This is a genomic window from Burkholderia sp. 567, from assembly GCF_040545115.1.
Classification (GTDB): domain Bacteria; phylum Pseudomonadota; class Gammaproteobacteria; order Burkholderiales; family Burkholderiaceae; genus Burkholderia; species Burkholderia ambifaria.
In genome coordinates, this window is record NZ_JBEPLG010000001.1 from 188,331 (window position 1) to 202,613 (window position 14,283).

Genomic DNA, 14,283 nt, shown 5'->3' on the forward strand with positions numbered 1-14,283 from the left:
ATGCTTGCCCGCTTTCCCCTGTATCTGCGGCTCGTCCGGATGGACAAGCCGATCGGCAGCCTGCTGCTGCTGTGGCCGACGCTCAACGCACTGTGGATCGCGTCGGACGGCCATCCGCGCTGGCCGCTGCTCGCGATCTTCGTGCTCGGCACGCTGCTGATGCGCTCGGCCGGCTGCGCGATGAACGACTATGCCGACCGCGACTTCGACCGTCACGTGAAGCGCACGGCCGACCGGCCGCTGACGTCCGGCAAGATCCGCGCATGGGAAGCCGTCGCGATCGCGGTGGTGCTGGCCTTCATCTCGTTCCTGCTGATCCAGCCGCTCAATACGCTGACGAAAGAGCTGTCGGTCGTCGCGCTGTTCGTCGCGGGCTCGTATCCGTTCATGAAGCGCTTCTTCGCGGTTCCGCAGGCGTATCTCGGCATCGCGTTCGGCTTCGGCATCCCGATGGCGTTCGCGGCCGTGCAGGACACGGTGCCGATGCTCGCGTGGGTGATGCTGATCGCGAACATCTTCTGGTCGGTCGCGTACGACACCGAATACGCGATGGTCGACCGCGACGACGACATCAAGATCGGCATTCGCACGTCCGCGCTGACGTTCGGCCGCTTCGACGTCGCGGCCGTCATGCTCTGCTATGCGGCGACGCTCGGCATCTATGTGTGGATCGGCGTGACGCTCGGCTTCGGCCTCGCATATTGGGCCGGCTGGGCCGCGGCGGTTGGCTGCGCGCTGTATCACTACACGCTGATCAAGGACCGCGAGCGGATGCCGTGCTTCGCGGCGTTCCGGCACAACAACTGGCTCGGCGGCGTGCTGTTCGCGGGGATCGCCGCGCACTACCTGCTGGCGGGCACGGCAGGCAACTGAAGCGGCCGCGCGCCGGCGCGCGATGCCAACAAAAAAGCGGCCGAGGCCGCTTTTTTGTTGCCGGTGCCGGAAGCCCGGCGCAGCGTGCTGCACTTACGCGCGGCCGAGCTCGTCACCCATTTCCTTCGCGCGTGCCTCGGCGGCCAGCGCGCCGCGCACGATCGCTTCCTTCACGCCCTGCGCGTCGAACGACGCGAGCGCGGCGGCCGTCGTGCCGCCCTTCGACGTCACGCGCTCGCGCAGCACGCTCGCCGGTTCGCCCGATTGCGCGGCGAGCTGCGCGGCACCCGCGAACGTCGCGACCGCGAGCGCGCGGCCCTGTTCGTCGTTCATGCCGAGGCGGCGCGCGGCTTCCTGCAGCGCTTCGATGAAATAGAACACGTAGGCCGGGCCGCTGCCCGAGATCGCGGTGACGGCGTCGAGCTGCGCTTCGTCGTCGAACCAGACGATCTCGCCGACCGCGCCGAGCACGTTCGACGCGAGCTCGCGACCGGCCGCGTCGACGCCCGGCAGCGCAGCGAGGCCCGTCACGCCCATGCCGACCAGCGCGGGCGTGTTCGGCATCGTGCGCACGACGCGCGCGTAGTCGCCGAGCCAGCGGGCGAGGTCGGTGCCGCGGATGCCGGCCGCGATGCTGATCACGAGCTGCGACTTCAGATGCGGGGCGAGCGCCTGCGCGACGTCCTTCAGGACCTGCGGCTTCACCGCGAGCACGATCGCGTCGTAGCCTGCGAGCGTCGCGTCGACGGCCGCGCCGGTGCGGATGCCGAATTGCTGCGCGGCGCGCGCGCGGACGTCCTCGTTGACGTCGATGGCATACAGGCCGTCAGCGGCGACGCCGCGCTTGATCAGGCCGCCGATCAGGGCCGCGGCCATGTTGCCGCCGCCGATGAATGCGATTTTCATGATGTCGATTGAGCAGAAGAGTGAACGGAAAGGCGGAACAGGGGAGGCGCTCAGTGCGAATAGTCGCGTGCGCCGAACAGCGCGGTGCCGACGCGCACGATCGTCGCGCCTTCGAGCACCGCGGCCTCGAGATCGGCGGACATGCCCATCGACAACGTGTCGAGCGGCAGGCCGGCGGCGCGCAGCGTATCGAACAGCGCGCGTAGCGCGCGATGCGGCGCGCGCTGCGCGTCGGCATCGCCGGCCGGTTCGGGAATCGCCATCAGGCCGCGCAGGCGCAGCGTCGGCAGCGCGGCGACCGCGCGCGCGACCTCGGCCACGTCGGCGGGCGCGACGCCGCTCTTGGACGCCTCGCCGCTGATGTTCACCTGCACGCACACGTTGAGCGGCGGCAGGTGCGCGGGGCGCTGTTCGGCGAGGCGCTGCGCGATCTTCAGCCGGTCGACCGAATGGACCCAGTCGAACCGCTCGGCCACCGGGCGCGTCTTGTTCGATTGCAGCGGCCCGATGAAATGCCATTCGAGCCCGGCGCGCAGATCCGCGAGCGCGTCGATCTTGTCGATCGATTCCTGCACGTAGTTTTCGCCGAACGCGCGTTGTCCGGCCGCATGCGCGGCGCGCACGTCGTCGGCGGGAAACGTCTTCGACACGGCGAGCAGCGAGACGGTGGCGGGATCGCGGCCGGCCGCGCGGGCGGCGTCGGCGATGCGGCGGTGAACGGAGTCGAGACGGGCGGCGAAATCGGACATGACGGGCACGGAAGCAGGCACGAGAAGCGGATACCACGGCGGATGCGGCACGGTGCGCGCCGCATCGATTCGCCCATTATACGGACGCGATGCCGTGCGCGACCGGTCGCCCCGGCACCGCGCTAGCCGTACAGCAGATGCTCGACGAGCTGGATCCAGTGCGCGACCGGAATCTGCGTGCCGCTCTGCAGGTGCGCGATGCAGCCGACGTTGCCGGACACGATCATCTGCGGCTCGAGTGCCTGCAGCTTCAGCAGCTTCTGCTTGCGCAGCCGGTACGACAGCGACGGCTGCGTCAGCGAATAGGTGCCGGCCGACCCGCAGCACAGGTGGCTGTCGGCCGGCAGCCGCACCTCGATGCCGAGCGTCTCGAGCAGGCGCTCGACCTTGCCGCGCGACTGCTGGCCGTGCTGCAGCGTGCACGGCGGGTGGTACGCGACGGTATGGATCGCACGGCGCCGCGCGAGCGTCGCGATTTCGGCCTCGAACGCGAGCAGCACGTCGGAGATGTCGCGCGTCAGCGCGACGATGCGCTGCGCTCGTTCCGCATAGGCCGGATCGTCACGCAGCAGGTGCGCATATTCGAGCACCGTCGCGCCGCAGCCCGATGCGTTCATGACGATCGCTTCGGCACCTTGCTCGATATACGGCCACCACGCGTCGATGTTGCGGCGTGCGTCGGCGAGCGCTTCGTCGTGATAGTTCAGGTGCAGGCGGATCGCGCCGCAGCAGCCCGCGTCGGGCGCGACGATCGTCTCGACGCCGAGTGCGTCGAGCACGCGCGCGGTCGCGATGTTGATGTTCGGCAGCATCGACGGCTGCACGCAGCCGCCGAGCATCAGCATCTTGCGCGGATGCGTGCGCTGCGGCCATTCGAGCAGCCGCTGGCGCGGCGGTACCTTGTCGCGCAGCCGTTTCGGCAACAGCGGCCGCACGTGCTGGCCGAGCCGCATGACCGGCGAGAACAGCGCCGCGTTCGGCACGAGGCTCGCGAGCACGCGGCGCAGGATTCGCTGCTGCACCGGGCGCTGCACCTGCGCCTCGACGTGCTTGCGGCCGATCTCGACGAGCCGGCCGTACTGGACCCCCGACGGGCAGGTCGTCTCGCAGCTGCGGCAGGTGAGGCAGCGGTCGAGGTGCTGCTGCGTGCTGCGCGTGACGGGCGCGCCTTCGACCATCTGCTTGATCAGGTAGATGCGCCCGCGCGGGCCGTCGAGTTCGTCGCCGAGCAACTGATAGGTCGGGCACGTCGCGGTGCAGAAGCCGCAATGCACGCACTTGCGCAGGATCGCGTCGGCCTCGTCGCCGTCGGGCGTGTTGCGGATGAAATCGGCGAGGTTCGTTTGCATTTAGGGTCTGTTTACCTATGGAACGCGCATGCGTTGCCGCGAGAACGGCCGCTCGCGAGGCGCGCGCCGCCGCGAATACTGAAGTATTCGCAAGGTGCGCAACGCGGCGAGCGGCCGTTCTCGCGGCAACCCCTAATTAAAAAATTCATTCCACGGGAATGCCCGAAATCGCCCGTATGGCGGCGTCGGTCGTCACTTGTTTGGCTCGGCCAAACGGCGCTCCTCACTTCTTGCCCTACGAGCGATTTCGGGCATTCGCATGTGCGTTCCATAGGTAAACAGACCCTAAAGCTCGGGGTAGAGCCGCCCGCGGTTGAAGATGCGTGCGGGATCGAACGCAGCCTTTAGCCCGCGGTGAATCTTCATCAGCGGCGCGGGCAACGGCGTGAACACGCCCGCGCTGCGGTCGTAAGAATCACCCGCGCGGAACAGCGTCGCATGGCCGCCGGCCTGCTTCGCGCTCATGCGCACCGTTTGCGCATCGGCGTCGGTGATCCACCAGCGCTGCGCGCCGCCCCATTCCATCAACTGGGTGCCCGGCAGGTGCATCGGCTCGGTGATCGACGGCAGCGCGAGGCGCCATAGCGCATAGCCGGGCGGGATGCCGTTGAAGAACGGATCGGCATGCTCGCGCAGGCCGGCCCAGAAGCGCTCGGCCTCGACCGCGTCGACGACTTCGCCGCCGAGCAGCGTCTTCGCCGATTTCACGGCGGCCTCGGCGCCCGACAGCCGCAGCACCAGCGTGCCGTTGCGCCACGCGCTCGCGCTGACGGGCAGCGGATGGCCACCCCATTCGTTGAGCTTGCGCACCGCGTCGGTCGCGGTCATCTCGAACTTCAGCGTGACTTCGGCGACCGGCACCGGCAGCACCTTGATCGACAGCTCGAGCATCAGCCCGAGCGTGCCGAGCGAGCCGGCCATCAGCCGCGACACGTCGTAGCCGGCGACGTTCTTCACGACCTGGCCGCCGAAGCGCAGCAGCTCGCCGCGCCCGTTCATCAGCGTGACGCCGAGCACGAAATCGCGCGGCGCGCCGCAGGTGGCGCGGCGTGGGCCCGCGAGGCCGGCCGCGATACAGCCGCCGACGGTAGCCGTGCGGCCGAAGTGCGGCGGCTCGAACGGCAGCATCTGGCCGCACTCGGTGAGGGCGGTTTCAAGCTGCGCGAGCGGCGTGCCCGCGCGGACCGTGACGACGAGTTCGGCCGGGTCGTACGACACGATGCCCTGCAACGCGCGCGTGTCGAGTATTTCGCCGTCCAGCGCCTGGCCGTACCAGTCCTTGGTACCGCCGCCGCGAATCCGCAGCGGCCGGCCGTCGGCACTGGCGGCGCGGATGCGCTCGGCCCATCCGGCGACGATGTCGTCCTCTTCCATGTTCTATTGCAGTCTCGTCTTGTTGTCCGGTCGATTGTACCGGGGTGGCGCGAATCCACATCGCGACTATCCCTAAGCCCCGTATCACGAACGCAGGCAGGCGCCGCCGCGCGGATGGCCGGCGCGCGGGCAGGGCCGCACGTCGCGGCCCGCGCGTCGGCACGGGGCGCGCCGCCGCGCGGTGCTCAGAAGCGCGGCAGGTCGGGATGCGGCAGCAGCCCGCCGCGCACGTGCTGGCGACCGTATTCCGCGCAGCGCGCGCGGGTCGGAATCCCCTTGTCGGGATTGAGCAGCCCGGCCGGATCGAACGCGCGCTTGACCGCGAAGAACGCGTCGCGCTCCTGCGGCGAGAACTGAACGCACATCGAATTGAGCTTTTCGATGCCGACGCCGTGCTCGCCCGTCACGCTGCCGCCGAATTCCACGCAGCATTCGAGGATTTCCGCGCCGAACTGCTCGGCGCGATGCAGCTCGTCCGGATCGTTCGCGTTGTAGAGGATCAGCGGATGCATGTTGCCGTCGCCGGCATGGAACACGTTGATGCAGCGCAATCCGTATTGCGTCTCGAGCTGCTCGATGCGCGCGAGCAGCGGGCCAATCGCGCGGCGCGGCACGGTGCCGTCCATGCAGTAATAATCGGGGGAAATGCGCCCGGCGGCCGGAAACGCGTTCTTGCGGCCCGACCAGTAGCGCAGCCGCTCGCTTTCGTTGCGCGACACCTGGATGCGCGTCGCGCCATGCTCGCGCAGCACGGCCGTCATGCGCACGACTTCCTCCGCGACTTCCTCCGGCGTGCCGTCCGATTCGCACAGAAGGATCGCCTTCGCGTCGAGGTCGTAGCCCGCGTGCGTGAACGCCTCGACGGCCTGGGTGGCCGGCTTGTCCATCATCTCGAGCCCGGCCGGGATGATGCCCGATGCGATGATCGCGGCGACCGCCTCGCCGCCCTTCACGACATCGTCGAAGCTCGCCATCACGAGCTGCGCGGTCTGCGGTTTCGGGATCAGTTTCAACGTGACCTCGGTGACGATCGCGAACATCCCTTCGCTGCCGATCATCACCGCGAGCAGGTCGAGGCCCGGCGTGTCGAGGCCGAGCGAGCCGAATTCGACGATCTCGCCCTCGATCGTGACCGCACGCACGCGCATCACGTTGTGCACGGTCAGTCCGTATTTCAGGCAGTGGACGCCGCCGGAATTTTCCGCGACGTTGCCGCCGATCGTGCACGCGATCTGCGACGAAGGATCGGGTGCGTAGTACAGCCCGTAAGGCGCGGCGGCTTCCGAAATCGCGAGGTTGCGCACGCCGGGCTGCACGGTGGCCGTGCGCGCGTACGGATCGACCTCGACGATGCGCGTGAAGCGCGCGAGCGACAGCACGACGCCGTTGCCGATCGGCAGCGCGCCGCCCGACAGGCTCGTGCCCGCGCCGCGCGGCACGATCGGCACTTCCATGCGGCGGCAGATCTGCACGATCCGCTGCACCTGCGATTCGGTTTCGGGCAGCGCGACCGCGAGGGGCAGCCGCCGGTACGCGGACAGGCCGTCGCATTCGTACGGCGCGGTGTCTTCGTCGCGGAACAGCAGGCAATGCGTGGGCAGCACGGCCATCAGCGCCTGCACGACTTCGCGCTGGCGCTGCGCGCGGGTCGCGCTCGACAGTTCGACGGAAGCGTTCATTGGGTCTCCTGCGGCCGCGCGGCGGCGCGCCGCCGTGTCAGCACGTGAAGATCTTGCCGGGATTCATCAGGTTGCGCGGATCGAGCGCGAGCTTGATCGCGCGCATCGCGTCGATCGCGTTGTCGCCGTGCTCCTTCGGCAGGAAGCGCATCTTGTGCAGCCCGACGCCGTGTTCGCCGGTGCAGGTGCCGCCGAGGCGCAGCGCGCGTTCGACGATCCGGTCGTTGATGCGCTCGGCTTCGTCGATTTCCTCGGGCTTGTCGGGATCGATCAGGATCGCGACGTGGAAATTGCCGTCGCCGACGTGGCCGACGATCGGGCAGGGCAGCGACGACGCGCGCAGGTCGACTTCGGTCTCCTCGACGCACGCGGCGAGCTGCGAGATCGGCACGCATACGTCGGTCGTCACCGCGCGGCAGCCGGGTTTCAACTGCAGCATCGCGAAGTACGCGTTGTGGCGCGCGGCCCAGAGCCGCGTGCGGTCCTCGGGGCGGGTCGCCCATTCGAAGCCCTGGCCGTTGTTCTGGCCCGCGAGCGCCTGCACGAGCTCGGCTTGTTCCTTCACGCCGGCTTCGGTGCCGTGGAATTCGAAGAACAGCGTCGGCGCTTCGGCGAGTGTCAGGTTCGAGTGGCGGTTGATCGAGCGCACCGCGAGCGCATCGACGAATTCGACGCGCGCGATCGGCACGCCGATCTGGATCGTCTCGATCACGGTGCGCACCGCGTCGCCCATCGACGGGAACGTGCAGATCGCGGCCGACACGGCTTCGGGCAGCGGATGCAGGCGCAGCGTGATCTCGGTGATCACGCCGAGCGTGCCTTCGGAGCCGACGAACAGGCGGGTGAGGTCGTAGCCGGCCGACGACTTGCGCGCGCGCGAGCCTGTCTTCACGACGCGGCCGTCGGCGAGCACGGCGCTCAGGCCGAGCACGTTCTCGCGCATCGTCCCGTAGCGCACGGCGTTGGTGCCCGACGCGCGGGTCGCGGTCATCCCGCCGATGCTGGCGTCGGCGCCCGGATCGATCGGGAAGAACAGGCCGGTGTCGCGCAGCGCTTCGTTGAGCGCCTTGCGCGTGATGCCCGGTTCGACCGTGACCGTCAGGTCTTCCGCGTTGATCGACAGCACGCGGTTCATTTCCGACAGGTCGAGCGATACGCCGCCGCGTACGGCGAGCAGATGGCCCTCGAGCGACGAGCCGGCGCCGTACGGAATCAGCGGTACGCTGTAGAGCGCGCACAGCGACACGACTTCGCGGACTTCATCCGCGCTGCGGGCGAATACGACGACGTCGGGGAGTTGCGGATCGAACGGCGATTCGTCGCGGCCGTGATGGGCGCGGACGGCGTCGGCGGTCGACACGCGCTCGCCGAAGGCGGCGCGCAGCGCATCGAGCATCGCGGGCGGGAGGGGGCGGCGCGTGGCGGCCGGCGTGTCGGGGTGATTCACTCGTGTCTCCTGACGGCTGCTTGTCGAACTTTCGGTTCATTCTACGCTGCAACGTCCGGTGCGGCCCCCGCCGCGGGCTGCGATAATCGCGTACCAACCCCACCTGGCCGCGCTGCGGCCGCGCACGAGAGGACATTCGCATGGGCCACCGCTTGAGCAAGATCGCCACGCGCACGGGTGACGACGGCACCACCGGCCTCGGCGACGGGCGCCGCGTCGGCAAGGACGACGTGCGGATCGCCGCGATCGGCGACGTCGACGAACTGAACTCGGCGCTCGGCGTGTTGCTCGCCGAGCCGCTTCCGGACGACGTCCGCACCGCGCTCGTCACGATCCAGCACGACCTGTTCGATCTGGGCGGCGAGCTGTGCATCCCCGGCCATGGGGTGCTCGACGACACGCATCTCGCGCGCCTCGACCGGTGGCTGGCCGACTACAACGCGACGCTGCCGCCGCTGAAGGAATTCATCCTGCCGGCCGGCTCGCGCGCGGCGTCGCTGGCGCACGTGTGCCGCACGGTGTGCCGCCGTGCAGAGCGCTCGATCGTCGCGCTCGGGCGCACCGACACGCTCAATGATGCGCCGCGGCGATACGTGAACCGGCTGTCGGATCTGCTGTTCGTGCTGGCGCGCGTGCTGAATCGCGCGGACGGCGGCTCGGACGTGCTTTGGGAGCGCGGGCGCGTGCGCTGACGCGCGGCATCGATTTCCGCACTGCGACAATTTGTCCGAGGGGTGCTTGGATTTTAAAGATGTATAGTATGTGCATGTTTAACGGAGAACGCACATGACCCACATCACCGCTGACCAGATGGCCCGTGTGAAGGCCACCGCCCCTGTCCTTGCCGAGCACGGCGCGACGATCACGAAGCACTTCTATCAGCGCATGTTCGCGCGTCATCCGGAACTGAAGAACCTGTTCAACCAGACGCACCAGAAGACCGGCAGCCAGCCGGAAACGCTCGCGAAGGCGGTCTACGCGTATGCCGCGAACATCGACAACCTCGGTGCGCTGGGCGGCGCGGTGTCGCGCATCTCGCACAAGCACGCGAGCCTCAATATCCGTCCGGAGCATTACCCGATCGTCGGCGAGAACCTGCTCGCGTCGATCGTCGAAGTGCTCGGCGACGCGGTCGACGCGGAAACGCTCGAAGCCTGGCGCGTCGCGTACGGCCAGCTCGCGCAGATCATGATCGGCGCCGAGGCCGACCTGTACGCGAACGCCGCATGGAGCGGCTTCCGCCCGTTCAAGGTCGCCCGCAAGGTGCGCGAAAGCGACGAGATCACGTCGTTCTACCTGACCCCCGCCGACGGCGGCGACGCGCCGAAGTTCGAGCCGGGCCAGTACATCTCGGTGAAGCGCTTCGTCGGCGATCTCGGGGTCGACCAGCCGCGCCAGTACAGCCTGTCCGATGCGCCCAACGGCAAGTGGCTGCGCATTTCGGTGAAGCGCGAAGCCGGCAGGCCGGAAGCGATCCCGGCCGGGAAAGTATCGACGCTGATGCACGACGGCGTGGAAGAGGGGGCGATCGTCGAAGTGACCGCGCCGATGGGCGACTTCTCGCTGAAGCGCGATGCCGAGACGCCGGTCGTGCTGATCTCGGGCGGTGTCGGCATCACGCCGATGATGTCGATGGCGTCGACACTGATCGCCGAAGGCAGCCAGCGCGAAGTGCGGTTCGTCCACGCATGCCGTTCGGGCGCGGTGCACGCGTTCCGCGACTGGCTGAACGACGCGGCGCGCGAGCACGCGAACGTGAAGCGCACGGTGCTGTACGAGCTGGTCGGCCCGAACGACCGTGCCGGTATCGATCACGACCTCGAAGGGCGCCTGACGCCGGAGCGCGTGAAGCAGCATGCGCTGGTGCCGGATGCCGACTACTACATCTGCGGCCCGATCGCGTTCATGAAGGCGCAACGCGATGCGCTCGTCGCGCTGGGCGTCGCGCCGGAGCGTGTGAACACGGAGATCTTCGGCTCGGGCGCGCTCGAGTGATGCGCGAACGGACGGTCTCAGGCCAGTAAAAAAGCCCGGCGCGAGCCGGGCTTCGATTTTGTCGCGTGCATGACGATGTCAGGCACGCAGCATCAGCGTGGAGTGGTAGCGCCACACCTTCGGATCGGCACTGACGAGCGGCATGCCTTCATGGAGTGCCTGCGCGATCATCACGCGGTCGAACGGATCGGCATGGTCCGGGAAATCCGGCAACGCGGCGACTGCCTCGGCGTGATCGCTGCTGATCGGCAGCTCGGCAAAACCTGCGAGCCGGAACGCCGAACGTGCATCGCGCGGATGGACGGGCAAATTGCCTTTGCGATATTTGATCGCGATTTCCCAAATCGACGCGGCGCTGACGTACAGCGTGTTTTGGGGATGTTCGATCAATGCGGCCGCGGTTGCCGAAAGTTGCGGCGCGCCTTCAGCCGCCCATAGTGCGATGTGCGTATCGAGCAGCAGCTTCACGGTGCAAGCCCTTGATCCGAGCTGGCATCGAAGTCGGCAGCGATCGATTCATCGCCGGCATTGAATGCCTCGACGCTTGTCGGAATGTTCAATCCGGCAAGCAACTGACGGGCTGCGCCGATCCGCTTCGGCGCGGTGTACGGAACGATCCGGGCGACCGGATGACCATTGCGGGCGATCACGACTTCGGCTTCGCGCCCCGATTCAAGCGCTTCCACGAGGCTGGAAAGCCGCGACTTGGCATCGTGCATGTTGACGGTCGACATGGTCGATCCTCTGGTTAGCTAGACGATGTTAGCTAGTCTAGCAGAGCACCACGCCGACTGCAGGTTGGCCGCATGGCCAATTCGCCGCCAGGCGGGGCCATACGGTCAGCTTGTTGGCGTTCTTCAGTTCCCGCTGCCGCGCGCGACGCGGCGTGCCTTCACCGATTCCGCGAGGCCTTCGAGCACCTTCACGCTGTCGTCCCACGCGATGCACGCATCGGTGATGCTCTGGCCGTAGGTCAGCGGGCAGCCTTCCTTCAGGTCCTGACGCCCCTCGACGAGGTGCGACTCGATCATCACGCCGACGATGCGCTCGTCGCCGGCCGCGACCTGGCGGCCGATGTCCGCGCACACGGGAATCTGGTTCTCGTGCTTCTTCGAGCTGTTCGCGTGGCTCGCGTCGATCATCAGGCGCGCGGCGAGGCCGGCCTTGCCGATGTCCGCGCATGCGGCGTTCACGCTGTCCGCGTCGTAGTTCGGCGCCTTGCCGCCGCGCAGGATCACGTGGCAGTCCTCGTTGCCGGCCGTCGATACGATCGCCGAGTGGCCGCCCTTGGTCACCGACAGGAAATGGTGCGGCTGCGACGCGGCCTTGATCGCATCGACCGCGATCTTCACGTTGCCGTCGGTGCCGTTCTTGAAGCCGACCGGGCACGACAACCCCGACGCCAGCTCGCGGTGCACCTGCGACTCGGTCGTGCGCGCGCCGATCGCGCCCCACGAGATCAGGTCGGCGATGTACTGCGGGCTGATCATGTCGAGGTATTCGGTCGCGGCCGGCAGCCCCATCTCGTTGATCTGCAGCAGCAGCTCACGCGCGGTGCGCAGCCCTTCGTTGATCTTGAAGCTGTTGTCCAGGTGCGGATCGTTGATGAGCCCCTTCCAGCCGACCGTCGTGCGCGGCTTCTCGAAGTACACGCGCATCACGATTTCCAGCTCGCCCTTGAAGCGCTCGCGCTCCTTCACGAGCCGCCCCGCGTACTCGATCGCCGCCTTCGTATCGTGGATCGAGCACGGCCCGATCACGACGATCAGCCGGTCGTCCATCCCGTGCAGGATGCGGTGCATCGACTGGCGCGAGTGGTAGATCAGCTCGGACGCGGCCTCGGAGCACGCGAATTCGCGGATCAGGTGGGCGGGCGGCGTCAGTTCCTTGAGTTCGCGAATGCGGACGTCGTCGGTATTGTGCGGGGGCATGCTGTTTTCTCCTGTGTCGACCGGCTCGAGTGCTTCGGCACTTGCGCCGGCCCCATGCAAAGCTGTTGAGGGCGCCGCCCAATGACTACGCGTGCGGCAAATTCATCGATTCAGACAATTCAGTGGTGTCGATCGGGGCCGCGGACCGCTGCGGCGGCGACCGGCTGGCGAAGGGCGAAAAAAAACCGCCGGGTTCGCCGGCGGTTTTTCGGGAATTTCGGTTGCGCTTCACGCGCCATCAACCCTCTCGATCCGCCAGCGGTCTGAGATGCCAAAAAAAGTAAAAATAAAACTTGGCGGACATGACGGAGATTCGGTTCGTCAAAAAAGTTGATTCGGAATTTATACCGTGTCGCCGTGCGGCTGGCAAGCCGGGGCCTCAAAAAATGCGGACAATCCGCGCGTTTTTGTCAAAATACGCGGATTGTCTGCGTCGCGATGCGGTTATGCCGTACCGCCGACCGTCATCTTGTCGATCCGCAGGGTCGGCTGGCCGACGCCGACCGGCACGCTCTGGCCTTCCTTGCCGCACACGCCGACGCCCGAGTCGAGCGACATGTCGTTGCCGATCATGCTCACGTACTTCAGCGATTCCGGGCCGCTGCCGATCAGCGTCGCGCCCTTCACCGGGTAGGTGACCTTGCCGTTTTCGATCATGTACGCCTCGGACGCCGAGAACACGAACTTGCCGTTCGTGATGTCGACCTGGCCGCCGCCGAAGTTCACCGCGTACAGGCCGTTCTTTACCGACGCGATGATTTCCTGCGGATCCTTGTCGCCGTTGAGCATGTACGTGTTGGTCATGCGCGGCATCGGCAGCGCCGCGTACGATTCGCGCCGCGCGTTGCCGGTGACGGGCATCTTCATCAGGCGCGCGTTGAGCGTGTCCTGGATGTAGCCCTTCAGGATGCCGTCCTCGATCAGCGTCGTGCACTGCGTCGGGTTGCCTTCGTCGTCGATGTTCAGCGAGCCGCGGCGGTTCGGCAGCGTGCCGTCGTCGACCACCGTCACGCCCTTCGCGGCGACCTGCTCGCCGATGCGGCCGGCGAACGCGGACGAACCCTTGCGGTTGAAGTCGCCCTCGAGACCGTGGCCGATCGCCTCGTGCAGCAGCACGCCCGGCCAGCCCGGCCCGAGCACGACCGTCATCGCGCCGGCCGGCGCGGGGCGGGCGTCGAGGTTCACCAACGCTGCGTGCACGGCGTCGTCGACGTAGCGCGACAGCACGTCGTCGGTGAAGTACGCGTAGTCGAAGCGGCCGCCGCCGCCGCCGGAGCCGATCTCGCGGCGGCCGTTCTGCTCGGCGATCACCGTGACCGACACGCGCACGAGCGGGCGGATGTCGGCCGCGAGCGCGCCGTCGCTGCGCGCGACCAGCACGACATCGTATTCGCCGGCGAGGCCCGCCATCACCTGCGTGACGCGCGGGTCGCGCCCGCGCGCCATCTGCTCGATGCGCTCGAGCAGCTTGACCTTGGCGGTCGCGTCGAGCGACGCGAGCGGATCGGACGGCAGGTACAGGTCGCGGCCCGAGATGCCCGTGAGCGACGTCGCGGCCCGGATCTTCTGGCGGCCGCCGCCGGCCGCCGCGATCGCCTTGGTGGCCGCGGCTGCCTGCGCGATGGCTTCAGGCGACAGGTCGTCCGAGTAAGCGAACGCGGTGCGGTCGCCCGCGACCGCGCGCACGCCGACGCCCTGGTCGATGCTGAAGCTGCCCGACTTCACGATGCCTTCCTCGAGGCTCCACGCTTCGCTGCGGGTCGCCTGGAAGTACAGGTCCGCGTAGTCGACGCGATGCGTGAAGATGTCGGCGATCGTGCGCGTGAGCAGGCTCTCGTCGAGGCCGTACGGCGTGAGGAGGATGTCCTTCGCCAGCGCAAGATTGCGGATGCCGGGTTCGATGATGTTCATGCGGGTATCGAGGGTTCTCAAAAAGTTGTCGGGTGCGTTCTGGGCAGATGGGTTGGCCGGGCGGCGTTT

At 67.8% G+C, this 14,283-nt stretch carries 13 protein-coding genes; 3 read left to right on the plus strand and 10 right to left on the minus strand.

What is annotated here, in order from left to right:
* The gene (ubiA, locus tag ABIC50_RS00875; protein ID WP_354161081.1) at positions 1 to 873 is read left to right on the plus strand and encodes a 4-hydroxybenzoate octaprenyltransferase; all 873 of its coding nucleotides are present in this window, start codon (positions 1 to 3) and stop codon (positions 871 to 873) included.
* Positions 874 to 966: 93 nt separating this feature from the next.
* Here ubiA and proC read toward each other — a convergent pair whose 3' ends face one another.
* The 6 genes from proC to ABIC50_RS00905 form a co-directional block, all read right to left on the minus strand.
* Positions 967 to 1,779 (minus strand): pyrroline-5-carboxylate reductase, encoded by an 813-nt coding sequence (gene proC, locus ABIC50_RS00880; protein WP_354161084.1) that lies wholly within the window; start codon positions 1,777 to 1,779, stop codon positions 967 to 969.
* A 50-nt stretch (positions 1,780 to 1,829) separates the two neighbouring features.
* Entirely contained in the window at positions 1,830 to 2,528 is a 699-nt protein-coding gene (locus tag ABIC50_RS00885) for a YggS family pyridoxal phosphate-dependent enzyme (RefSeq protein ID WP_354161087.1), read from the minus strand.
* Between the two features lie 122 nt (positions 2,529 to 2,650).
* Positions 2,651 to 3,877 (minus strand): glycolate oxidase subunit GlcF, encoded by a 1,227-nt coding sequence (gene glcF, locus ABIC50_RS00890; RefSeq protein WP_011656018.1) that lies wholly within the window; start codon positions 3,875 to 3,877, stop codon positions 2,651 to 2,653.
* 285 nt (positions 3,878 to 4,162) lie between these two features.
* Positions 4,163 to 5,251, minus strand: a complete 1,089-nt coding sequence (gene glcE / locus ABIC50_RS00895; RefSeq protein WP_126227188.1) for a glycolate oxidase subunit GlcE — start codon at positions 5,249 to 5,251, stop codon at positions 4,163 to 4,165.
* A 185-nt stretch (positions 5,252 to 5,436) separates the two neighbouring features.
* The gene (locus tag ABIC50_RS00900) at positions 5,437 to 6,930 is read right to left on the minus strand and encodes an FAD-linked oxidase C-terminal domain-containing protein (RefSeq protein WP_011656020.1); all 1,494 of its coding nucleotides are present in this window, start codon (positions 6,928 to 6,930) and stop codon (positions 5,437 to 5,439) included.
* A gap of 37 nt (positions 6,931 to 6,967) precedes the next feature.
* Positions 6,968 to 8,377, minus strand: a complete 1,410-nt coding sequence (locus ABIC50_RS00905; RefSeq protein WP_354161089.1) for an FAD-binding oxidoreductase — start codon at positions 8,375 to 8,377, stop codon at positions 6,968 to 6,970.
* A 140-nt stretch (positions 8,378 to 8,517) separates the two neighbouring features.
* On the opposite strand from ABIC50_RS00905, the gene ABIC50_RS00910 reads away from it, so the two are divergent.
* A complete protein-coding gene (locus ABIC50_RS00910; protein WP_126227190.1) occupies positions 8,518 to 9,069 on the plus strand; it encodes a cob(I)yrinic acid a,c-diamide adenosyltransferase in 552 nt (183 codons plus the stop codon).
* 94 nt (positions 9,070 to 9,163) lie between these two features.
* The gene (hmpA, locus tag ABIC50_RS00915) at positions 9,164 to 10,372 is read left to right on the plus strand and encodes an NO-inducible flavohemoprotein (protein WP_354161092.1); all 1,209 of its coding nucleotides are present in this window, start codon (positions 9,164 to 9,166) and stop codon (positions 10,370 to 10,372) included.
* A 78-nt stretch (positions 10,373 to 10,450) separates the two neighbouring features.
* On the opposite strand, the gene ABIC50_RS00920 is transcribed toward hmpA, so the two are convergent.
* From ABIC50_RS00920 to tldD, 4 genes are all read right to left on the minus strand, one after another.
* The gene (locus ABIC50_RS00920; RefSeq protein WP_011656024.1) at positions 10,451 to 10,840 is read right to left on the minus strand and encodes a type II toxin-antitoxin system VapC family toxin; all 390 of its coding nucleotides are present in this window, start codon (positions 10,838 to 10,840) and stop codon (positions 10,451 to 10,453) included.
* Positions 10,837 to 11,106 (minus strand): type II toxin-antitoxin system Phd/YefM family antitoxin, encoded by a 270-nt coding sequence (locus tag ABIC50_RS00925; protein WP_059574295.1) that lies wholly within the window; start codon positions 11,104 to 11,106, stop codon positions 10,837 to 10,839. The genes ABIC50_RS00920 and ABIC50_RS00925 overlap by 4 nt, the downstream gene beginning before the upstream one ends.
* Before the next feature lie 123 nt (positions 11,107 to 11,229).
* Positions 11,230 to 12,303: a 3-deoxy-7-phosphoheptulonate synthase AroG gene (gene aroG, locus ABIC50_RS00930; protein ID WP_105831904.1), complete on the minus strand. Its 1,074-nt coding sequence runs from the start codon at positions 12,301 to 12,303 to the stop codon at positions 11,230 to 11,232.
* A 444-nt stretch (positions 12,304 to 12,747) separates the two neighbouring features.
* Positions 12,748 to 14,214: a metalloprotease TldD gene (gene tldD / locus ABIC50_RS00935; protein ID WP_012363145.1), complete on the minus strand. Its 1,467-nt coding sequence runs from the start codon at positions 14,212 to 14,214 to the stop codon at positions 12,748 to 12,750.
* Between the last annotated feature and the right edge of the window lie 69 nt (positions 14,215 to 14,283).

What these genes read in the sequence shown, in the direction of transcription:
- hmpA (WP_354161092.1), top strand. Translation starts at nt 9,164, where the DNA reads ATGACCCACATCACCGCTGACCAGATGGCCCGTGTGAAGGCCACCGCC.
- ubiA (WP_354161081.1), top strand. Translation starts at nt 1, where the DNA reads ATGCTTGCCCGCTTTCCCCTGTATCTGCGGCTCGTCCGGATGGACAAG.
- tldD (WP_012363145.1), bottom strand. Translation starts at nt 14,214, where the DNA reads ATGAACATCATCGAACCCGGCATCCGCAATCTTGCGCTGGCGAAGGAC.
- ABIC50_RS00885 (WP_354161087.1), bottom strand. Translation starts at nt 2,528, where the DNA reads ATGTCCGATTTCGCCGCCCGTCTCGACTCCGTTCACCGCCGCATCGCC.
- ABIC50_RS00910 (WP_126227190.1), top strand. Translation starts at nt 8,518, where the DNA reads ATGGGCCACCGCTTGAGCAAGATCGCCACGCGCACGGGTGACGACGGC.
- aroG (WP_105831904.1), bottom strand. Translation starts at nt 12,303, where the DNA reads ATGCCCCCGCACAATACCGACGACGTCCGCATTCGCGAACTCAAGGAA.
- proC (WP_354161084.1), bottom strand. Translation starts at nt 1,779, where the DNA reads ATGAAAATCGCATTCATCGGCGGCGGCAACATGGCCGCGGCCCTGATC.
- glcE (WP_126227188.1), bottom strand. Translation starts at nt 5,251, where the DNA reads ATGGAAGAGGACGACATCGTCGCCGGATGGGCCGAGCGCATCCGCGCC.
- glcF (WP_011656018.1), bottom strand. Translation starts at nt 3,877, where the DNA reads ATGCAAACGAACCTCGCCGATTTCATCCGCAACACGCCCGACGGCGAC.
- ABIC50_RS00925 (WP_059574295.1), bottom strand. Translation starts at nt 11,106, where the DNA reads ATGTCGACCGTCAACATGCACGATGCCAAGTCGCGGCTTTCCAGCCTC.
- ABIC50_RS00900 (WP_011656020.1), bottom strand. Translation starts at nt 6,930, where the DNA reads ATGAACGCTTCCGTCGAACTGTCGAGCGCGACCCGCGCGCAGCGCCAG.